The sequence below is a fragment of the Pseudomonas cavernicola genome (assembly GCF_003596405.1).
Lineage (GTDB): Bacteria > Pseudomonadota > Gammaproteobacteria > Pseudomonadales > Pseudomonadaceae > Aquipseudomonas > Aquipseudomonas cavernicola.
In genome coordinates, this window is the sequence record NZ_QYUR01000002.1 from 1901389 (window position 1) to 1922200 (window position 20812).

Here is a 20812-nt window from a genome sequence, read left to right on the forward strand (position 1 = left end):
GGATACGCTCCTACGGTATGCAGCCCGGCCCACCGGGATTCCGCGCTCGACTAGTCCCCTCGGACGATGTTGCCGCCGTGAGCCGTTGCAAGAATCCATCGCACTCCATGCACAACGAGAGGGCCGTGCGATGAACGAAGCCAATCTGAAAGCCGAGATGCTCCAGGCCATGCGCCGCCTGGCCAAGTCCGTGACCATCATCACCACCAGCAACGGCCGCGAGCGTTTCGCCATGTCCGCCACCGCGGTCGACTCGCTGAGCACCGAGCCGCCTTCGCTGCTGATCTGCGTCAACCAAACAGCCTCCCTGCATGCGGTGCTGGATACCGGCGCGGACTTCTGCGTGAACATCCTCGGCCTGGAACAGGAAGAGCTGTCGCTGCTGTGCAGCGGGCCGATCAAGGGCGAGGCGCGGTTCCAGCGCGGCAACTGGCTGAGCAGCGCCGAAGGTATTCCCTACCTGGGCGATGCACAGTCGGCCATCCTCTGTCGCCAGGACGGTAAGTTCACCTACGGCACCCACAGCATCTTCATCGGCCGCATCCAACAGATTTACAACGGCGAGACGATCAGCCCGCTGGTTTATCTGGATGGTTCCTACACCACCACCGCTGCACCCGTGCCGACCCTCGCGGCGGCCGGCTGAGGCGCGCAACATGAATGGAATAGAGGCTTTGCCGCCATTGCGGGTTGCGACCGCCGAGCAGTTGACCTGGGACGACCAAGCCGAACTGCTGGTGGTCGGCTTCGGCGGCGCCGGGGCCTGCGCGGCTATCGAGGCGGCCAGCCGTGGGTTGTCCGTGCTAGCCCTGGAACGCTTCGCCGGCGGCGGCGCTACCGCGATCAGCGGCGGCGTGGTCTATGCCGGCGGCGGTACGCCTTACCAGCAGCAAGCTGGTTACAGTGATGGCAGCGAGGCGATGTTCCGCTACCTGCGCCAAGAGGTCGGCGAGGCGGTGTCCGCTGCGACTCTGCGCGATTTTTGCGAACGCAGCTGTGAACAGCTGGCTTGGTTGGAACGCCAAGGCGTGACTTTCGAAGCCAGCGTGCCGCCGCATAAAACCTCCTACCCGACCGACCAGTACTACCTCTATTACTCCGGCAACGAAGCGGTGCCGGCCTATGCCGAGCAAGCGCCGCCGGCACCGCGCGGGCACCGGGCAAAAGGCCCGGGGATGTCCGGCGCCAGTCTATTCGCTCCGCTGAAAGCTGCCGCCCTCAGCCGTGGCGTGCGCCTGCACAGCCAGTGCGAAGTGCGCCGCCTGGTGCTCAACGAGCGCGATGAAGTGCTCGGGGTCGAAGCCTGGCAATTGCCTGCCGGCAGCCGCGCGGCGCGCTGGCATGGGCGCCTGGCACGCTGGGCCACGGCAATCCACATGTACGCCCCGGCATTGGCCGATAGTTTGCGTGTGCGTCTGCGGCGGATCGAACAGGTCCACGCCGAGCGCCGGCTGATCCGCGCCGAACGCGGCGTGCTGCTGAGCGCCGGTGGTTTTATCTTCAACCGCGCGCTGGTTCGTCAGCACGCACCGCACTACTTGGCCGGCCTGCCACTGGGCACCACCGGCTGCGACGGCAGCGGCATCCGCCTCGGACAGAGCGCCGGCGCCGCGTTGGCGCGGATGGACAAGGTCAGCGCCTGGCGCTTTATCAACCCGCCGCTGGCCTGGGCCCGTGGACTGATCGTCAACGGCGCCGGCCAACGTTACTGCAACGAAGAGGTGTATGGCGCCACGCTCGGCCACGCCATGGTCGAGGAACAGGGCGGCCGCGCCATCCTGATCCTCAATAAGGCTCTGGTGCGCGAAGCGCTGCGTCAGGTCGGACCCGGCAAAGTCTGGCAGTTCCAGCGTTTGCCTGTGCTGATCAACCTGCTGTTTAACGCCAAACGCGCCACCAGCCCGGCCGCACTGGCCGAGCGCTGCGGCCTGCCGGCGGTGCAGTTGGAGCAGAGCCTGGCCGCCTACAACCGCGCCGCCCGCGGTGAGGTGGCCGATGCCTTCGGTAAGTCGTCGGCCATGCTCGCCTCCCTGGAACAAGGGCCCTGGTACGCCCTCGACCTGTCCTTCGACAGCCGCCTGTTCCCCTGTCCGGCCATCACCCTCGGCGGACTCAAGGTCTGCGAGCGCAGCGGGCAGGTACTGAACGACTCGGGCGCACCGATTACCGGCCTGTACAGCGCCGGGCGCAATGCCGTGGGCATAGCTTCCAACCTCTATGTGTCCGGCCTGTCACTGGCCGACTGCGTCTATTCCGGCCGCCGCGCCGGCGCCCATGTAGCCACACACACTTCACTCGAAACCGCCTGATCAGGAGAACAACAATGAAACGCGTAGAAGGCAAAGTTTGCATCATCACCGGTGCCGCCAGCGGCGTTGGCCGCGAGGACGCGCTGCTACTGGCCCGCGAGGGCGCCAAGGTGGTGCTTACCGACTTGAACGACGAGGCCGGCCGCCAGGTCGCTGCCGAGATCGGCGCCAACGCCCTGTTTATCCACCAGGACATCGCTAGCGAGGCCGATTGGCAGAACGTCATCAAGGTCACCCTGGAAACCTTCGGCCGCCTCGACGTGCTGGTGAACAACGCCGCCATCCTCGCCCTCGGCAGCATCGAAGACACCAGCCTGGAGCTATGGCAGAAAGTGCAGAAAATCAACGGCGAGGGCTACTTCCTCGGTTGCAAGTACGCGGTGCAGGCGATGAAGGAAAGTGGCGGCGGTTCCATCGTCAATATGTCCTCGGTGGCGGCCCTCGGCGGCATGCCGATGTTCTGCGCCTACTCCGCCTCCAAGGGCGCAGTGGCGGCCATGACCCGTTCCGTCGCCCTGCACTGCAAGCAGCAGGGCTACCGCATCCGCTGCAACAGCGTGCACCCGGACGGCATCAACACGCCGATGACCCAAGCCCTCGCCGGTGGTCAGCCGATCCCCCAAGAAATCCTGGACCAGGACCCGATGAACCGTATGTGCGCGCCGCAGGATATCGCCAGCGTAGTGCTGTTCCTCGCCTCGGACGAGTCGCGCTTCGTCAACGGCGCCGAGATCCGCGTGGACAACGCCCAGTTGATCAGCGGTATCTGAGACGGAGGTGAGCATGGGCACGCAGCAGCTGAACCTGACGCCTGCCGGACAGGCGCCGCTAGGCGTCTACCGGTTGGAAGTGGCCGAGGTGATCGACGAAACGGCCGACGCCCGCTCGCTGGTACTGCGCGTGCCAGCGGAACTGAGCGAACGCTTCCACTACAAACCGGGGCAGTTCCTCAGCTTTCGCGTGCCTTATGAAGGCAAGTTGCTGACCCGCTGTTACTCCATGGCCAGCTCGCCGGATTGCGATGCCTTGCCCAAGGTAACGGTCAAGCGGGTCGAGGGCGGCCGGGTGTCCAACTGGATGAACCAACGGGTGCAAGCCGGCGACTGGCTGGAGGTGCTGCCCCCAGCGGGACACTTCTGTTTAAACCAGAGCCACCAGACGGCGAGCGACAGCGACATAGTCCTGTTCGGCGGCGGCTCTGGCATTACCCCGGTGTTCTCCATCCTCAAGTCGGCGCTGCGGACCAGCCAGCGGCGGATCAAGCTGATCTACGCCAATCGCGACGAGAGCTCGGTGATCTTCCGCGACGAACTGCGCCAGCTGGCCAAGGCCAACGGCGAGCGGTTGGAAGTGATACATGTACTGGATTCGCTGCAGGGATATCTGACGACGGAAGAAGTCCGACACCTGGTACGCGGCCATGCTGGTGCCGAGTTCTTTATCTGCGGCCCCGGCCCTTTTATGGACACGGTGGAACGGGCGTTACTAGGCCTAGGCGAGGCACCGGCGCGCATTCATGTCGAACGCTTCGTCTCGCCGCCCGATCCGGATGAACTGTTGGCGCAGGAGGTCGAGGCGCGTGCGGCAGCTGCCGGCTCGGCCTGCGAAGTCTTGGCCGTCGAGTTGGATGGCCAGCTTCACGAAATAACCTGCCGGCCTGGCGATACCCTGTTGCAGAGCTGCAAGGTGGCCGGGCTGGATGTGCCCTCCTCCTGCGAGGAGGGCTTCTGCGGCGCCTGCATGTGCCGGGTACAAGAAGGTGAAACCCTGTTGGCGCGCAACGATGTACTGAGTACGCAGGAGTTGGCCGAGGGTTGGACCCTGGCCTGCCAGAGCCGGCCGACCAGTGCACGGGTGCGGCTGAAATTTCCAGATTGAGGAGTTGGCCTGAACGCCTACCCCTTTTTTCCCGGCTTCGGCCGGGTTTTTTTATTGGCCTCTGTAGGAGCGGATTTATCCGCGATGCTTTGGCGGCCCCATCGCGGATAAATCCGCTCCTACAAAAGCTAGTCTCTTCCCGCCGGCCGGCGCTTGCCCACCGGTTAGTCCCAATGGACGATCACCGGCGGCCGAGCTGCGGTTAGACTCCGAACGAAGAACTTGGCCCACAACAATAATGAGGTTCAGTTATGGCACGTTTGCAGAACAAGGTGGCGGTCGTGACCGGTGCCGCTTCGGGTATAGGTCTGGCTTGTGTGCGCCGCTTCGCCGAGGAAGGCGCGCAGGTGGTGGGGCTGGATATCGGCGCTGCACCGGCGGAGTTTCCCGGCCTGTTCATGACCCTGGACGTACGCGACGAGGCCCGTATCCAGCAGCTGATGAGTGAGATCATCTCGCGCTTTGGCCGCATCGATGCCTTGGTTAACGCCGCTGGCATCGCCGATCAGGGCAGTGTCACCGCCATCGAAACCGCCAGTTGGCAACGGGTGCTGGACATCAACCTGACCGGCAGCATGCTCACCAGCAAGTACGTATTGCCGCAGATGGAAGCCCAGCGCAGCGGTTCGATCATCAATATCGGCTCGATCTTCGGCCTGCAGGGCTGCGACGGCAACGTCGCCTACAACGTGGCCAAGGGCGGCATCAACCAGCTGACCCGCTCCATGGCGATCGATTATGGTTATGCGAATATCCGCGTCAACGGCCTCTGCCCTGGGCTGATCGAAACGCCAATGACCCATATGGTGCGCGAGCATGAGGCCTTCCACGCTTACTTCACCTCACAGCACATGCTCTGCCGCTCCGGGCAGCCGGAGGAAGTGGCCAACGTGGCACTGTTCCTCGCCTCCGACGAGGCCTCCTTCGTCAGTGGGCAGATGATCGCGGTGGATGGTGGTTTCTCCGCCGGCCGCCGTTTCGCCCCACCGGCGCAGTAACACGCATCACTGGCCGGGCACCCTGCCCGGCCAACTCCCATCCGCTTTTATCCTCTGCTGGAGGAGGCCCCATGCCGTCCGTGGAAAACGCCGTAACCATTCCGCAACTCATAGCCGCCGCGGCCCGGGCCTACGGCGACAGCTCAGCCATTGAGGAAGCCGGCCGGCGAATCAGCTACCGCGAACTCGACCAACTGCGCCGCCAGGCCGCCCGCGCCTTGCTGGCGCTGGGTGTGCAGGCCGGTGAGCGGGTGGCGATCTGGGCACCGAATATCTGGGAATGGATAGTCGCGGCCACGGCGCTGCAAAGCATCGGCGCCGCCCTGGTGCCGTTGAACACGCGAATGAAGGGCGCCGAGGCCGGTTTCGTCCTGCGCGAGAGCGGTGCCAGCCTGTTGTTCGTGATCGGCGAATTTCTCGGTGTCGACTATCCGCGCCTGCTGGAGGGCGAATCCTTGCCGGCCTTGCGCCGAATCGTCAGCCTGCGCGGCGCCAGCCACGGCGCTCTGGCCTGGGCAGATTTTCTCTCCCTGGCCGCCGAAATTTCACCGGCCGAGTTGGTGGTGCGCGAAGAGGCGGTCAACCCGCAGTCGCTCTCCGATCTGCTGTTCACCTCCGGCACCACCGGCAATCCTAAGGGGGTCATGACCCAGCATGGGCAGAACCTTATGGTGGTACGCGACTGGAGCGCGGTGGTCGGCCTGCGCGAGGGCGACCGCTACCTGATCGTCAATCCGTTCTTCCACTCCTTTGGCTACAAGGCCGGCTGGCTGGCGGCGCTGATGCGCGGCTGCACCATCCTGCCGCAACAGGTGTTCGATGTGCAGGCGGTGCTGGAGTGTGTGGCGCGCGAGCGTATCAGCGTGCTGCCGGGGCCACCGACTCTGTATCAATCGCTCCTCGCCCACCCGCAACGGGCGCAGTACGACCTGTCCTCGCTACGCGTGGCGGTGACCGGCGCGGCGGCAATTCCGGTGCAGATGATCCATCGCATGCGCGACGAGCTGGGCTTCCAGACCATCATCACCGCCTACGGGCTGACCGAAGTCTGCGGCTTCGCCACCATCTGCCGTGCCGGGGATGCGCCCGAGCTAGTCGCCACTACCAGCGGGCGAGCCATGCCCGGCATCGAGATCTGCTGCGTGGATGCCGAGGGCCACCTGCTACCGCCAGGCGAGCCCGGTGAGGTGCTGGTGCGCGGCTACAACCTGATGCAGGGCTACTTCAACGATCCCCAGGCAAGCCTGGAGACCATCGACAGCGACGGCTGGCTGCATACCGGGGATATCGGCGTACTCGACGAACAGGGCTATCTGCGCATCACCGACCGGCTGAAGGACATGTTTATCACCGGCGGCTTCAACGTCTACCCGGCGGAGATCGAGCAGTGCCTACTCAAGTACCCGGGGCTGGCCCAGGTCGCGGTGATCGGCATCCCCGACGAACGCCTCGGCGAGGTGGCCATGGCCTTCCTGCTGCCGACGCCCGGTAACACGGTCGAAGAGCCGGCCTTTATCGCCTGGTGCCGCGAGCAGATGGCCAATTACAAAGTGCCGCGGCGGGTGCAGGTGGTGCAGGCCATGCCGTTGAATGCCTCGGGCAAAGTGACCAAGAATGCCTTGCGCGAACTGGCTTCGGCGGCGGTTTGAAGCACCTGAAAATGTAGGCGCGAGGGGGACGCCGAGCCCTCTGCTCGCGATGCGTGCGCAGACCTGGTTCCAATACGTCGAGCATTAGTCTGGATAGACGATGTGGCGGCACTCCCTGGCTATAGCATGGTCACCAGGCCAAGGCATAGGAGCCTGTCTGATCTGGCCTAATGATTCTGGACACCCCTACTCCGACACCGACAACCGAGGGCACTGCCTGCCATGGAAAAAGTCATCTATAGCGTCTGGCGCGATACCCAGACCAGCAATGAAGAGTTCGCCCGGCGCCTGCGCAACGAAGTCGCAGAACAGCTTCTCGTCCTCGGCGCCAGAGGGCTGCAGGTGAATGTCGTGGACAAGCAGGTCGAGCCGGCCGCCGGACTGCGCCAGGCGAACAACCAGCCGCTGATGGATGGCACTGTGTCGTTCTGGCTCGATAGAGCCAATGGGCAGTTCCGCCGCCCCTTCGAAGAAGTCATAGCCGCCGCGGTTTCCCGGCTGGCCGGCTATCTGGTCAGCGAATCCGTGCCGATCCGCAACACCCGCTATCCAGCGAGTGTGGGCGAGCGAACCCATGGTTTTTCCCAGCTCGCATTCCTCACCCGCCCGCCCCGGCTGACGCCCGCCGCCTGGCTGGATATCTGGCGTAACCACCACACCCAAGTGGCTATCGACACCCAGGACACCTTCCTCTATGTGCAGAACCTGGTGGTAAACCCATTGACCCCGGGTGCACCGCAGATCGACGCCATAGTCGAGGAAGGCTTCCCCCCAGAGGCCATGACCGATCCACAGGCGTTCTTCGACGCCGTGGGCGATGAGGAGAAATACCAACGCAACCTGGCCGCGATGATAGAGAGCTGCCAGCGCTTTATCGACTTCGACAAGATCGATGTGCTGCCAACCAGCCAGTACATCCTCAACGCGCCGGCGGCAGTATCGTAGGACGCAATAGCGCAGCGTATTGCGCCGAATCAAAACAACACATCACTCCCAGCCAGTCATGTAGGTGCGAGCTTGTGACCCACATGGATGGGGGAAATGCGGCGAGCCGCCAGGAACGCCGCACGTAAGCAAATGGTGGGTTACGGCCTGCGGCCTAACCCACCCTACGCTCTAACCCACCCTACACAACCCGGGCCGGATGCTGCAGCCGCGGCGCGCCGAGCATCTCGCGGTAGGACGGCGGCTGGCGGCCTTCGGCCTCGCTGATGCCATAGCGCGGGGCGATCTCGGCGGTGACCAGGGTCTGCCCGCTCAAGCTCAACAGTTCAGGATCATTGAGCAGCGCATGGATCACCTGGCCATTGAACTGCGGCGTCTCGGCTTGGGCCAAAAACGCCTCATATTGCTCGCCGTGGTTTTCGCCGGCGATACGTGTGCGCTCGGTCAGCTGCGGCCCCAGCCAGAGGGACAGCGCAGCCACCCCAGTGCCTTCGAAATCGACTGCCATGTCCGCTGCCAGCTTGTCGCAACCGGCCTTCTGCGCGCCGTAGGCCGGCCCGTGCATATAGCAGCCGGCACCGAACGAGGAGGTAAAGGCGATCAGTCCGTGGCCGCCGCGCACCAGCAACGGTGCGGCATGGTAGCTGGCGACATAGGCCGAACGCAGCCCGACCTCGAGGATTCGCACCAGCTCTAGCGGCTTCTCCCAGAAGGGCCCCGGATCGATCAGGTTCTCGTGGAGAAAGGCGGCGTTGTTCACCAGCAAATCGAGACGCCCGCATTCGCGCTCGACCCGTTCGAACAGCGCCCGCACCTGGGCATCGTCGGCATGGTCGCAGATCACCGCAATACCCCGGCCGCCGGCGCGGGTGATGGCTTCTGCGGTCTCCTCGAGCGAGCCGGTGAGTGCCTGGCCATGCAGCCTGGAACCAGCCTGTTCGGGGGCGCGGCCGCTGACGAAGACGGTCATACCGGCAGCGCCGAGAGCCAGAGCAATGCCCTTGCCGACGCCACGACTGGCGCCAGTGACGACGGCGACCTGGGTTAGTTCTGTATTCATATGCAGCTCCTGGATTTTGTGCACGATCGGCGCCGTTTTCAGGCTCAGCTTCGCGGATAAATCCGCTCCTACAAAAGCCCCGCAGTCGCGGCCATTTCACAGGCCGGACACGGCTCCCTGTGGGAGCGGATTTATCCGCGATGGGTGGCACCTACGGCACTAGTTAGGTTAATAGCGACGGACTGCTCAAGCGCTGGATCATCAGGCTCTGGTTCTTGATATGGTTCGCCGCCAGGTAACCGAAGGTCATGGCCGGGCCTATGGTGGAGCCGGCACCCGGGTAGGTACGGCCCATCATCGAGGCCGCGCTGTTGCCGATCGCATACAGGCCGGCGATCGGCTGACCATCCACATGCAGTACGCGGGCATGCACGTCGGTGAGCAGGCCGCCCTTGGTACCGATATCGCCGGCGTCGATGCGCACGGCATAGAACGGCCCCTTGTGCAGCGGTGCCAGGCAGGGATTGGGCTGCACATTGGGATCACCGTAGTAGCGGTCGAACAGCGACTCGCCCTTATGGAAATCCTCGTCGCGCCCCTGCACGGCCATGGCGTTGAAGCGCTCCACGCTGCGCGCCAATCCAGCGGGATCGACGCCGATCTGCCCGGCCAGGGCCTCCAGGCTCGCGGCCTTGTGGAAATAGCCACGCAGGTGCTTTGGCAATTGCCAGTCTGGCTGGGCGTAACCGGGCAGCAGCGCGCCGCAGGGGTATTTGCGCCGGAACTCGGCGTCGAAGACCATCCAGCAGGGCACGCTCACCGCGCCTTCGCGGTTGTTGGCATACATGGCGTAGACGATGTCGGTGTAGGGCGCTGCCTCGTTGACGAAGCGCTGGCCGGCGGAGTTGACCAGCACGCAGCCGGGCAAGGTACGTTCGACGAACAGCGCGCGCTGTTTTTCCTCACCCGCAACATGGGTGGTGGGCGCCCACCAACTGTGCCCCATCAGGGCTGTGTTCGCGCCTATGGCCTGGCCGGCGCGGATGGCGTCGCCGGTATTGTTCGGCGGCGTGGCGCTCCAGGTGGTCAGCGAAGGTTGTGGCAGATACTGCTCGCGCATCGCCTGGTTACGTTCGAAACCACCGGCGGCGAGGATCACCCCATGGCGCGCCTTGATCCGTAGCGGACGCCCCTCACGGCTGGCCAGCACGCCACTCACCCGGCCGTCCTCGACTATCAACTCTTCTAGCGCGCAGTTCAGCCACAGGGGTAGCGCGCGGTCCAACAGGGAGGCGCGCAAGGCGCCGATCAGCGCATTGCCCAGGGTCAGGAAACGGTCGCGGCGCGACAGCCGCCGACCCTCCCTATCCCGCCAGTAGCGCCAGATCACCCGCAGGGTCAGGCCGAGCCAACCCGGCCCACGGCAGAGCAGCACCTGCGCCTCCTTCATGGTCATGGCCATGCGCCCCATCATCAGGGTGCCGGGCGACGGCGGGCGCATGCGCAAAAATTCCTCACCCAGTTCGGCGGCATCGAACGGCTGCGGGTCCATGGAGCGGTAACCCGGCTTGCCGCCCTCCACCTCCGGGTAATAGTCGGCATAGTGGGGCTGCGCCTCGAAGCGCACCCGGCTGTGCCGCTCGAGGTACTCGACCATCTCGCGGCCGTGCTCGACATAGGCCTCGATGCGCCCATCGTCGATTTCCCCGTGGGTCACCGCTTTGATATAGCGAATCGCCTCCTCCACCGAGTCCGTACCGCCGAGCGCGGCGATCCGATGGTTATTCGGAATCCAGATGCCGCCGCCGGACACCGCCGAAGTGCCGCCATACTCCGCGCTCTTCTCGAGCAGCAGCACATTCAGCCCCAGGTCATGGGCGCGCAGCGCGGCGGTCATGGCCCCCGCTCCCGAGCCGACCACCAGCACATCGCAGCAGTCATCCCAGTTGATTTTGCCGTCACTCATGCGGCTCGCTCCTTTCTTGTTATACGAAGAGGCGCGCGCCGGACGGGCCGGCGGCAGTTAGACGGATTCTTATCCCCGCCCCGGCGAGCAACATCGTCCGATGGGACTACGGGCAAAGGGGTATGGGCGATGTGAATGCGGGCGCTCTGGTATGGGCTGTCTTCGTAGGGCGGGTGAAACCCGCCAAATAAAAACAAGCCCACACTATTAGCCAACCATCAGTTCTTTACCGCGCGGGTTTTACCCGCCCTACAAGGCTGTCGCTTTCTTCGGCGGCTTTGGGCGGCGCAGACAGTCTGCCCGGCGGGCAGCGCCATGCCGGAGCGGACGATCAGCAGCGGCGCTCCGGCAGTCGAAGCCTGGAATTTGAACCAAACTGATCTTAGGGGATCGTCCGCGCTCACTAGTCTTTATGGACGATGTTGCGATTCCCCCCGTGACCACATAGTCAGTCGCGCCTCACTTAACTGAACCTTGAGCGTAGGGCCTCGATGCCTTGCCTCACCGAGAGGAACAAAATGATAAGAACAACAAAAAGCCAACTCCGTACACCGCTGAACAGCGCCATTCGCTTTGCGCTGGTAAGCCTGGCTGGCGGTTTGAGCCTGCAAGCCCAGGCGCTGTCCTTCCAGCCCAGCGATGAGGTGGCCATAGATCTGGACACCACCCTGAGCTATGGCCTGGCCTGGCGTACCGACGACCGCGACCACCGACTGACCGCTGACGCCAATGGCAACGACGGTGACAACGCCTTCGACAAAGGCAGCCTGATCAACAACCGCGTCGGCTTCCTCACCGAAGCCAACGTCAAATGGCGCGAAGACTACGGCCTGTTCGTTCGCGCCGCCGGCTTCTACGACAACGTCTACGACCAGGGCAACGACAATGACACCGGCACCTCCAACTGTTTCGCCGGTGGTCAGTGCGCAAGACCCGACCGCTTTCCCCAGGACACCATCGACCAGCACCGCGAGGACCTGCGCCTGCTCGACTCCTACTTCTATGGCACCTGGGATGTAGCCGGCCGCGACCTCAACCTGCGCCTCGGCGATCAGGTGGTGAGCTGGGGTGAGAGTCTGTTCTACCAAGGCATCTCGTCCGCGCAGAGCCCGGTGGACGCCACCAAGGCGACCACCCCCGGCGTCGAGGTCAAGGAGATCCTGCTGCCGGTCGGCCAGCTGTTCGCCCAGTACAGCCTGACCGACAACCTCAACCTGCAGGCCTACTACCAGTACGAGTGGGAAAAAACCGAACTGTTCGGGGTCGGCAGCTACTTCTCCACCACCGACCTGATCGACGAAGGCGGCTTCAACGACGCCAGCGGTTTCCTCAAGCGGCTGGACGACGACGAACCGTCCGACAGCGGTCAATACGGCGTGGCCATGACCTATACCGCCGAATCGCTGAACAATACCGAGTTCGGTGTTTACTATTCGCGTTTCCACGACAAGGCTCCGACGCTGGATTTCCTCAGCGACTTTGGCAGCTACCGGGTGCGCTACTTCGACGACATCGACCAATACGGCGCCAGTTTCGCCACCGTACTCGGCGACACCAGTTTCTCGGGTGAGGTCAGCTACCGCGATGGCCAGCCGGTGCTGGTCGATACCGCCACCACGTTCAACGGCTTCGGCTTCCCCATCGACATCCCGCTCCCGCCGCACGCGGTAAGTGCCGAAACCCTGCAAGCGCAGATGTCCATGATCCATGTGGTTGGCCCAACCTCCTGGGCGGACAACACCACCCTGGTCGGTGAAGTGGTTTACAACAACGTCATGGACAACGACAAGGCGGAGTCTTTCACCGTCTTCATTCCTGGCATAGGCCCCTCAACACTCCGGAAACCGACAAGCTCTTCAAGGACCGAGACGCCTGGGGCTACACCGTCCAGGCCTCGTTCGACTACAACAACGTGTTCAGCGGCTGGGACATGTCGGTTCCCATCACCTACAGCACCGCAGCGCAACGCGATAGCTCGCTACTGGGCTCGATCAACTCGGGCGAGGGCGACGATCGCATGAGTGTCGCCAGCTCCTGGCGTTACCTCAACAACTTCACCGTGGAGGCTAGCTACAACGCTTTTCTGGGCAACTCGAAGAATGCCCCCTTGGCAGACCGCGACAACGTCGCCCTCAACTTCAAATACCGTTTCTGAAGCCTCTGACGGAGGAACCCAGCATGACCAGAAGCACCCAAACCCTGTTCCGCACGGCCCTGGCCGTTACCCTGCTCAGCGGCAGCCTTGCCGTTCAAGCCAAGGTCAGCAACGAAGAGGCCGCTCGCCTGGGTCAAGATCTGACCCCCATGGGCGCCGAGAAAGCCGGCAACGCCGACGGCAGCATCCCCGCCTGGTCCGGCAAATGGCGCGGCGCCCCGCCCCAGGTGAAATTCGCGGGCCCCGGCACGCCCTATCCAGACCCTTACGCCGATGAAAAACCCTTGTTCACCATCACCGCAGAGAACGTGGCGCAGTACGCCGACAATCTCAGCGATGGCCAGAAGGCGCTGCTCAAACGCTATCCCACCACGTTCAAGATCCCGGTTTACCCGAGTCACCGCGACTTCCGCTACGACCAGAAGACCGATGACAACATCAAACAGAATGCCCTCAACGCCGAGCTGATCGACGGCGGCTACGGCACCAAGAACGCCTTCGGCGCCTCGCCCTTCCCGATCCCGAAGAACGGCAGCGAGCTGATGTTCAACCACGTCCTGCAGGGGCGCGCCGCGAAAGAAGAGGCCGACTACCTTCAGGTCGTGAACTATGCCGATGGCAACAAGGTCTTCGAGAAGGTCAACTACAAGATCCTCTCGACTTGGTCCGACACGAACCTTACGTTGGAGTCAGTCAATGGCGTTATGTCGCACTTCCTGCTGACCACTATGGAGCCCGTGCGCAAGAAAGGTGAGATGGTCGTTGGCCACGAATTCATCAACCCCGTAGCCTCACCCCGGCAGGCGTGGATGTACGCACCAGGCCAACGCCGGGTACGTCGCGCACCCACTGTGGGCTATGACTCGCCCACCGGTGCTGGCGGCTTTCGCGTCTATGACGAGGACCGTCTGTTCAACGGCGCACCAGACCGCTACGAGTGGACGATCCTGGGCAAGAAAGAGCTCTACATCCCCTACCACAACTACAAGCTCGACGATCCCAGCGTGAAGGCCGAGCAGTTGCTGGCCACCAAGGGCCACGTCAACCCTGACTATATGCGGTATGAGAAACACCGCGTCTGGGTGCTGGAAGCCAAGCTGAAGGAAGGCAGCCGCCACATCTACGCCAAGCGCGTGCTCTACCTCGACGAGGACTCCTGGGCGGCTACGCTGGCTGACAACTACGACAACCGTGGCCAGTTTTGGCGCACCAACATGCAAGCCTCGATCTACACCTACGACACCCAGCGTTATCACGCCCGGTTGGGTATGTACCATGACCTGATCGCCGGCTCCTATCTGGTCGACCGGCTGCTGGTTGACCAGCAACCGGCGAAGTTGAATGCCAGCAACTTCACGGAAAGCGATTTCACCCCAGGCAACCTGCGCAAGTTGGGTACGCGCTAAGAACCTGCTCAAGATCGTCGCGAGCGCAGGTCAGGCAAGGCGAAAACAGGCGAGGACGCGGAGTTTACGAGTGGTAAATGAGCAGTCCGAGCCTGTTTTCAACGCAGCATGGCCAAGCGCAGCAGATATTGAATAGGTTCTGAGCCTAGCTCCCTGATCGGCCCGTTCGCTCAGGGAGCCCAATTGCAGCCGGCGTGCGGCACAGCACAATCCGCACGCCAGCAGCATATCTGTCGAACCTCTGTAACCAAGCCTTGCCAGACTGGCGGTGCCGCTGCGCCCCGCCGGTGATGGCCTTACTTTGATCGCATGGAGACGATAATAATGAATAAGTTGTTAACCGCCGCCCTGGGCGTGGCCGGTGTGAGCCTGTCACTGCAGGCCAATGCTTTGAACATCCTGCTAACCAACGATGACGGCTGCCGTGCGCCGGGCATCGGCTTCGTCTACCAGGCACTGGTTGGCGCCGGTCACCAGGTCACCCTGGTCGGCCCGCTGAACGACAGCAGTGGTATCGGTGCCGCCAGCGTGGTCAACCCCGGCCAGGCCGTGGCGGTGACCGAGCTGGCGCCCGGCAAGTTCTGCGTCGGCCCGCCGGAAGGCTACACCCCTCCGGCCGGCAAGACCTCGGCAATCGGCACGCCGGTGGATGCGGTCAACGTCGGCCTTGGCCTGCTGCTCAAGGACAACCCACCGGATCTGGTGGTCTCCGGGACCAACTTCGGCGACAACGTCGGCCCACTGACCCAGATGTCCGGCACAGTGAACGCTGCCGTACGCGCCATGTTCAAGGGGGTGCCGGCGGTGGCGGTGTCTACCGCGATCGACATGGAGCTGTTTATGCGTGACCGCCAGGCTGGCTACCTGAAGACCCTGAACGCCATGGACGACACGGCCAACTTCGCGGTGAAGGTGATCGACAAGGCCTCTGCAACCGGTGCCCAGGCCAAGCGTCAGTGCGAGCAGAGCAAGGACAAAGCCAAGCCGTTCTGCGAGCTGAACGTACTCGGTTTGCCAGGCACCACCGGGCTGAACATCAACTACCCGGCCCGCGAAGCCAGCGAGGTGACTGGCGTCAGCTATGCACCGATCGGCGACTGGGGCACCGTGAACTTCGTCCCGCAGCGCGGCGCGGATGGCATTGTACGGGTCAATCTGGTGTCGCCACCGACCCCGACAGCAGCCCAGCAGCAGGCCGATGCTTATCAGCTGTGGTCGGGCAATGCGGTGATCACCGTAATCGACGGCAATATGACCGCGTTACCGGCGCTGCAGGAGAAGGCCAAGCTGATGCTCGAAGGTCTGAAACCCTGATTCAGCAGATATAAAAAAGCCCCGCCTAGTGCGGGGCTTTTTTATGGGGCTAATCAGCGCAGATCAATCTTCGCGATAGCGACGCAGCTTCAACTGCTTACCTGCCACACGAGTGTCCTTGAGCTTGGTCAGCAGACGCTCCAGGCCATCTTCCGGCAGCTCTACCAGGCTGAAGCTGTCACGCACCTGAATGCGACCGATCGCCTCACGAGCCAGGCCGCCTTCGTTGAGGATGGCACCAAGCAGATTCTTCGCGGCGATACCATCACGGGCACCCAGCGCAGTACGGCAACGCGCACGGCCATCGGCCAGCGGCATCGGCGCGCGACGCTCACGCACATCACCACGCTCGGAACGCTCACCGCTACGCTCGCTACGTTCACGCGGTGCACTGTTCGGCACCAGCGGCTGCTCACGCTCGACTTCAGCCAGGGTCAGCGCTTGGCCGTTGGTGGCTTTGCGCAGCAAAGCCGCGGCCAGCGCACGCGGGCTGCAACCGATATCGGCGGTCAGACGATCCAGCAGATCGCCATGCGTCGCTTCAGCATCAGCCACCAGCGGCGCCAGGCTGCTGGTCAGCTTCTTGATGCGTGCCGTTAGCACAGCAGCAGCATCTGGCAGGCGCACTTCGGCGACTTTTTGTCCAGTCACACGCTCGATCACCTGCAGCATGCGGCGCTCACGCGGCGTCACCAGCAGCAAGGCGCGACCGGTACGACCGGCACGCCCGGTACGACCGATACGGTGCACATAGGATTCCGGATCGTACGGCATATCCACGTTCATCACGTGAGTGATGCGCGGCACGTCAAGGCCACGGGCCGCGACGTCGGTAGCAACGACGATGTCCAGGCGGCCATCTTTCAGCGAGTCGATCACACGCTCGCGCTGATTCTGCGCGATGTCACCGTTCAAGGCCGCAGCCTTGTAGCCTTTGGCTTCCAGCGCGGCGGCCAGGTCCAGCGTGGCTTGCTTGGTACGGACGAAAGCGATCAGTGCATCGAACTCTTCCACCTCCAGCAGGCGCAGCACCGCAGAATGCTTCTGGTCAGCGTGCACCAGCAGGTGCGCCTGCTCGATGGCGGTAACGGTCTGGGTTTTGGTTTCGATTTTGACGTGCTTCGGGTTGCGCAGGTGCTTTTCGGCAATAGCGCGGATCGAATGCGGCAGGGTCGCGGAGAACAGTACGCTCTGGCGGGTTTCCGGCATGGCCTTGAAGATCACTTCGAGGTCATCCATGAAGCCCAGCTTGAGCATTTCGTCCGCTTCGTCGAGCACCAGGTGCTGAACGGTGGACAATACTTTCTCGTCACGGCGCAGGTGATCGACCAGACGACCCGGGGTCGCTACTACGATCTGTGCACCATTACGAATAGCTTTGAGCTGCGGGCCCATCGGCGCGCCGCCGTAAACAGCAACGACGTTAACGCCCGGCATTTGCTTGGCGTAGGTTTCGAATGCGGTGGCCACTTGCAGGGCCAGCTCGCGAGTTGGCGCCAGAATCAGGGCTTGCGGCTCGCGCTTGGCCGGATCGATACGGCTGAGGATTGGCAGGGCGAAGGCCGCGGTTTTACCGGTACCGGTCTGCGCCTGACCAATCATATCGTGGCCATCGAGAATTACAGGGATAGACTGCAATTGGATCGCCGAAGGCTCTTCGTAGCCAGTAGCGATAACAGCAGCAAGAATATTGGGGTGAAGTCCGAGTGCGGCGAAGCCGCCGGATAGCTGGGTCATGGGTCTGCCTCTAGTGCATCCGCAAAGACCCATGCTCCAAAGCTGCGCATGCCGTGTAAGACCCGAAAGTCACCCTGGCAGCCCTGTGGCGGGGGATTTGCGAAAACGTATTGATGAATGAATCGTCAAGGATAGTCCGCTGTGCGGACACGCAGCCGAAGCTGGCTTCGGGGGAATTGCATTACCTGAACGTGGCCAGTCAAATGGCCGGCGCGCACTATACCGGAAAAACCTGACCACTGTGCGGGTTTTTCCCACAAAAAAAGCAGGGCTCCGCCAGCCGGTCGGCAAACACGATGACCGCTGATCGGATCGGCAAATACTTTGGACAAGCCAAACAGGGGCGGCTATACACCTCGAATTGCCCCTCCCGCACAAGGATTTCCACCATGCCTCAAAGCTCCAGCGGCCGTGTCAGCCGTGCGAAACGCGGCCAGACCATGCTGATCGGCCTAGATCGTACAGCTAAACGCAACGCATTCGATCTGAATCTACTCAATGACCTGACCCTGGCCTATGGCGAGTTCGAGCGTGACCGTGACGCCCGAGTGGCCCTGGTATTTGCTCACGGCGAGCACTTCACCGCAGGCCTGGACCTGGCCAATGTCGCAGCAACCTTCGCCAGCGGCTGGACACTCCCGCAAGGCGGCTTTGACCCCTGGGGCGTGTTCGGCGGCCCACGGGTGAGCAAACCGGTGATAGTCGCCGCACAGGGCTATTGCTACACCATCGGCATCGAACTGATGCTGGCCTCGGACATCAACCTGTGCGCCAGCAATACCCGCTTCGCGCAGATGGAAGTGCAGCGCGGGATACTCCCCTTCGGCGGCGCCACCTTGCGCATGCACCAAGTGGCGGGCTGGGGCAACGCGATGCGCTGGCTGCTCACCGGCGACGAGTTCGATGCCCACGAAGCCTACCGCCTCGGCTTGGTGCAAGAAGTGCTCGCCAGTGAAGACCTGATACCCCGCGCTCTGCATCTCGCCGAACGCATTGCCGCACAAGCGCCGCTGGGCGTGCAGGCGACTCTGGCCTCGGCCCGTCAGGCCGTGCGTGAAGGTGAAAAAGCTGCCGCACACGGCTTGGCCGCGAATGCCGCCAAACTGATGGCCACTGAAGACGCCCAGGAAGGTCTGCGCGCCATGCAAGAGCGCCGCCCTGGCCACTTCAAGGGACATTGAGCAGCGTCGCGCTGACGCGGAACTGGCCGACCAACTGTTGCAACTTGTTAGCGGTGTACCGCACACGTTCGGCACTGCTGTGCAGCACCCCGACGCTCTGCCCCATTTCCCTGGATGCCTGATCGACGCCCTGGATGGTTTGCCCGTAATGCAGGCTGCGCTGGTGCAACTGTTTGATGATCTCGAACATGCGCTCTACGGTCTGATGCAGGTGGAGATTCTCCGATGAGGCCTCCTCGGTCAGCCGCAGGCTGGCATCGACGTTCTCCACCCCGCCTTCCATAAAGGCCACCGCCTGCTGGGTTTGCGCCTGCAAGCCCTCGACCATGCGGCGGATCTCCTCGGCGGCACTGGCCGTGCGTGACGCCAGGGTACGCACCTCCCCTGCCACCACGGCAAAGCCGCGGCCGTGGTCGCCGGCACGCGCCGCCTCGATCGCCGCATTCAGCGCCAAGAGGTTGGTTTGGTTGGTGATGTCGGTGATCAGGCCCACGATATTGCCGATCTCGGTCATCCGGCTGTCCAGCGATTGCACGCTCTGCGCCGAACGTTCGACCACATCGCGGATCGACTGAGTGCCGGCGCGCACTGCCTCGAACTGTTCACGGGCGCGAATGACGACGTCATCCATGGCTTGTTTCATCTGCTCGGCGGTCATCGACGCTTGCTGGATTTCACCGAGCTGCTCCTCGACCAGCAGCAACATACGGTGGATCGCGCCGGCGACTTCGTCGGAGCTTTGCCCGGCCAGGCTGCTGCGGCTAAGCATGGTTTCGTTGGTCTGTTTGACGCAGTGCGACACGCTGATCACCTGGCCGACGATACCGTCCAGGTTGTCGATAAAACTGTTGATCCAGCGCCCCATATCACCGGTTTCATCGTTGCCCAGCCGACTGCTGTCGAGACGCTGACGCAAGTTGCCCTCGCCTTCAGCGATGGTGCGGATAACCTCGGTCATCTCAACCATACGCGCCGCCAGCCGGCTGGGGCCGAAGGTCGAGAACAGCCAGGCGCCGAGCACCAACAAACCGCCATTGAGCAAGTACAACAGCTGCTGCGGCAGGCCGCTGAAATGCTGCAACAGGGTGCTCACGGCGAACAACGAGATCCCCGTCAGCAGGTAGGTCTTCATCAGTCCGACGCTCAGCGAACGACGTCGGTACACCTCTTCCAGGTCGGCCTCGCACATCATCCCCCAGCGATCCGCTGAGCCTGGCAGTTGGAAGGTCACGCCCTTGCCGATCACCGGGATATGCCGGTAGTCCGAATACCCCGGGTAGGTGACGAACAGGTTCGAGCCTTTATGGATGGTTTCACGCACGCCAGGGTGCAACTGGCCGGTGGCCGGATCGACGAAGCGCAACTCCAGCTCGGTGTGTTTCTGTACGCGCACCACACCCCAATCGGTGTGCACGCCGCTTTTCAGGTTCTCGCCGTGGCTGAAGGTGTTGTCCTCGAAGCGCGAACGCGACAATGCGGTGCCGGCCTGGATGCTCGCATCGAAGCGCGAGTCGACCATAAACAGATAGTTGTCGCCGGACTCCGGGTAGACATGCCCGGCCTCGCGCTGGATCAGATCGCCCAACACATCGTTCGGCACCCGCCCGCAAACGCAGCCCAGGCTTTGCCCGGCGACTACGATCGGCTGGTAGAACATCAAGGTCACCGCATCATGAAAGCGCGACGTGGACGGGCCGATGCTCAAGGTCAACGGATCGCTGTAAGGCCCGTGCAGGAACGGCTGCGTCAGCCCACGCGCCACGGCCTGAGGGTGTGGATCGCGCTGTTTGCAATGCGCCGGCCAAGTCGACGCCAGCACCTGACCGGCGCGGTCGATGACGAACAGCTCGGAAAAATCCGCCGCCTGCTCACGCTTGCTGCGCAGCACCTGCGGATCGACCTGGGCGAAATCCTTGCCCAGGCTGTCAGCCAACTCCGCCAGGTGCTCCCAATGCGCCGTCGTCCAGTTCTGCAGAATCCGCACACGGGTCTGGGCAATGCCTTCGAAGGTTTGCTCGACCAGGGGATAAATGTTGCGGTTCAACCGACACGACCAGCCCATGGCCAGCTTGCCAGTCTTCCCCAGCCAGGACAGCCAGCCCCGCTCGCTGGCAGTCAAATGCATCCGAGTGCTTTGCAGAATGGCCATGCCGACTCCTTACAACAGACTTCTAGGATATCGTTAGCACAGCAATTAATAGACCAACCGCGCAGCCCACTGAATGCGCCAAACTCTCTAGATCGATGGTTTCAGCTTGGTGCGCGGCATCTTGC

At 63.0% G+C, this 20812-nt stretch carries 14 protein-coding genes and 1 pseudogene; 11 read left to right on the forward strand and 4 right to left on the reverse strand.

What is annotated here, in order from left to right; all coding sequences use genetic code 11:
- Positions 1–130: 130 nt before the first annotated feature.
- From D3879_RS09170 to D3879_RS09200, 7 genes are all read left to right on the forward strand, one after another.
- On the forward strand, positions 131–646 hold the full coding sequence (locus tag D3879_RS09170) for a flavin reductase family protein (protein WP_119953853.1): 516 nt from the start codon (positions 131–133) through the stop codon (positions 644–646).
- 10 nt (positions 647–656) lie between these two features.
- Positions 657–2309: an FAD-binding protein gene (locus D3879_RS09175; protein WP_119953856.1), complete on the forward strand. Its 1653-nt coding sequence runs from the start codon at positions 657–659 to the stop codon at positions 2307–2309.
- Between the two features lie 14 nt (positions 2310–2323).
- On the forward strand, positions 2324–3079 hold the full coding sequence (locus D3879_RS09180) for a glucose 1-dehydrogenase (protein WP_119953858.1): 756 nt from the start codon (positions 2324–2326) through the stop codon (positions 3077–3079).
- Between the two features lie 13 nt (positions 3080–3092).
- Positions 3093–4187 carry a ferredoxin--NADP reductase gene (locus tag D3879_RS09185; protein ID WP_119953860.1) on the forward strand — a complete coding sequence of 365 codons (1095 nt, stop codon included), beginning with the start codon at positions 3093–3095 and terminating at the stop codon, positions 4185–4187.
- A 251-nt stretch (positions 4188–4438) separates the two neighbouring features.
- The gene (locus D3879_RS09190) at positions 4439–5185 is read left to right on the forward strand and encodes an SDR family NAD(P)-dependent oxidoreductase (RefSeq protein WP_119953862.1); all 747 of its coding nucleotides are present in this window, start codon (positions 4439–4441) and stop codon (positions 5183–5185) included.
- Positions 5186–5256: 71 nt separating this feature from the next.
- Positions 5257–6834, forward strand: a complete 1578-nt coding sequence (locus D3879_RS09195) for a FadD3 family acyl-CoA ligase (protein ID WP_119953864.1) — start codon at positions 5257–5259, stop codon at positions 6832–6834.
- A 222-nt stretch (positions 6835–7056) separates the two neighbouring features.
- Complete coding sequence (locus D3879_RS09200) at positions 7057–7779, forward strand: EthD domain-containing protein (RefSeq protein ID WP_119953866.1); 723 nt, start codon at positions 7057–7059, stop codon at positions 7777–7779.
- A 181-nt stretch (positions 7780–7960) separates the two neighbouring features.
- Here the strand turns inward: D3879_RS09200 and D3879_RS09205 are convergent, their stop codons facing one another.
- Both D3879_RS09205 and D3879_RS09210 read right to left on the reverse strand, forming a co-directional pair.
- Positions 7961–8839: an SDR family NAD(P)-dependent oxidoreductase gene (locus D3879_RS09205; RefSeq protein WP_119953869.1), complete on the reverse strand. Its 879-nt coding sequence runs from the start codon at positions 8837–8839 to the stop codon at positions 7961–7963.
- A gap of 163 nt (positions 8840–9002) precedes the next feature.
- Positions 9003–10745, reverse strand: coding sequence for an FAD-binding protein (locus D3879_RS09210; protein ID WP_119953871.1), 1743 nt, complete (start codon positions 10743–10745; stop codon positions 9003–9005).
- 518 nt (positions 10746–11263) lie between these two features.
- On the opposite strand from D3879_RS09210, the pseudogene D3879_RS09215 reads away from it, so the two are divergent.
- The 3 genes and pseudogenes from D3879_RS09215 to D3879_RS09225 all read left to right on the forward strand — a co-directional run bounded on the left by D3879_RS09215 (position 11264) and on the right by D3879_RS09225 (position 15620).
- Positions 11264–12900 (forward strand): annotated as a pseudogene (locus D3879_RS09215) (DUF1302 domain-containing protein).
- A 23-nt stretch (positions 12901–12923) separates the two neighbouring features.
- Complete coding sequence (locus D3879_RS09220) at positions 12924–14306, forward strand: DUF1329 domain-containing protein (protein WP_119953873.1); 1383 nt, start codon at positions 12924–12926, stop codon at positions 14304–14306.
- Between the two features lie 324 nt (positions 14307–14630).
- A complete protein-coding gene (locus tag D3879_RS09225) occupies positions 14631–15620 on the forward strand; it encodes a 5'/3'-nucleotidase SurE (protein ID WP_119953875.1) in 990 nt (329 codons plus the stop codon).
- A 63-nt stretch (positions 15621–15683) separates the two neighbouring features.
- Here the strand turns inward: D3879_RS09225 and D3879_RS09230 are convergent, their stop codons facing one another.
- Positions 15684–17357: a DEAD/DEAH box helicase gene (locus tag D3879_RS09230; RefSeq protein WP_119953877.1), complete on the reverse strand. Its 1674-nt coding sequence runs from the start codon at positions 17355–17357 to the stop codon at positions 15684–15686.
- A gap of 389 nt (positions 17358–17746) precedes the next feature.
- On the opposite strand from D3879_RS09230, the gene D3879_RS09235 reads away from it, so the two are divergent.
- On the forward strand, positions 17747–18538 hold the full coding sequence (locus D3879_RS09235; RefSeq protein WP_119953880.1) for a crotonase/enoyl-CoA hydratase family protein: 792 nt from the start codon (positions 17747–17749) through the stop codon (positions 18536–18538).
- Here D3879_RS09235 and D3879_RS09240 read toward each other — a convergent pair.
- The gene (locus tag D3879_RS09240) at positions 18525–20687 is read right to left on the reverse strand and encodes a methyl-accepting chemotaxis protein (protein WP_119953882.1); all 2163 of its coding nucleotides are present in this window, start codon (positions 20685–20687) and stop codon (positions 18525–18527) included. The genes D3879_RS09235 and D3879_RS09240 overlap by 14 nt on opposite strands.
- Positions 20688–20812: the final 125 nt, after the last annotated feature.

Bases quoted from the DNA above. Each gene is read 5' to 3' on its own strand.
- D3879_RS09230 (WP_119953877.1), bottom strand. From the start codon at position 17,357: ATGACCCAGCTATCCGGCGGCTTCGCCGCACTCGGACTTCACCCCAAT.
- D3879_RS09175 (WP_119953856.1), top strand. From the start codon at position 657: ATGAATGGAATAGAGGCTTTGCCGCCATTGCGGGTTGCGACCGCCGAG.
- D3879_RS09225 (WP_119953875.1), top strand. From the start codon at position 14,631: ATGAATAAGTTGTTAACCGCCGCCCTGGGCGTGGCCGGTGTGAGCCTG.
- D3879_RS09205 (WP_119953869.1), bottom strand. From the start codon at position 8,839: ATGAATACAGAACTAACCCAGGTCGCCGTCGTCACTGGCGCCAGTCGT.
- D3879_RS09200 (WP_119953866.1), top strand. From the start codon at position 7,057: ATGGAAAAAGTCATCTATAGCGTCTGGCGCGATACCCAGACCAGCAAT.
- D3879_RS09185 (WP_119953860.1), top strand. From the start codon at position 3,093: ATGGGCACGCAGCAGCTGAACCTGACGCCTGCCGGACAGGCGCCGCTA.
- D3879_RS09240 (WP_119953882.1), bottom strand. From the start codon at position 20,687: ATGGCCATTCTGCAAAGCACTCGGATGCATTTGACTGCCAGCGAGCGG.
- D3879_RS09220 (WP_119953873.1), top strand. From the start codon at position 12,924: ATGACCAGAAGCACCCAAACCCTGTTCCGCACGGCCCTGGCCGTTACC.
- D3879_RS09210 (WP_119953871.1), bottom strand. From the start codon at position 10,745: ATGAGTGACGGCAAAATCAACTGGGATGACTGCTGCGATGTGCTGGTG.
- D3879_RS09190 (WP_119953862.1), top strand. From the start codon at position 4,439: ATGGCACGTTTGCAGAACAAGGTGGCGGTCGTGACCGGTGCCGCTTCG.
- D3879_RS09195 (WP_119953864.1), top strand. From the start codon at position 5,257: ATGCCGTCCGTGGAAAACGCCGTAACCATTCCGCAACTCATAGCCGCC.
- D3879_RS09170 (WP_119953853.1), top strand. From the start codon at position 131: ATGAACGAAGCCAATCTGAAAGCCGAGATGCTCCAGGCCATGCGCCGC.
- D3879_RS09235 (WP_119953880.1), top strand. From the start codon at position 17,747: ATGCCTCAAAGCTCCAGCGGCCGTGTCAGCCGTGCGAAACGCGGCCAG.
- D3879_RS09180 (WP_119953858.1), top strand. From the start codon at position 2,324: ATGAAACGCGTAGAAGGCAAAGTTTGCATCATCACCGGTGCCGCCAGC.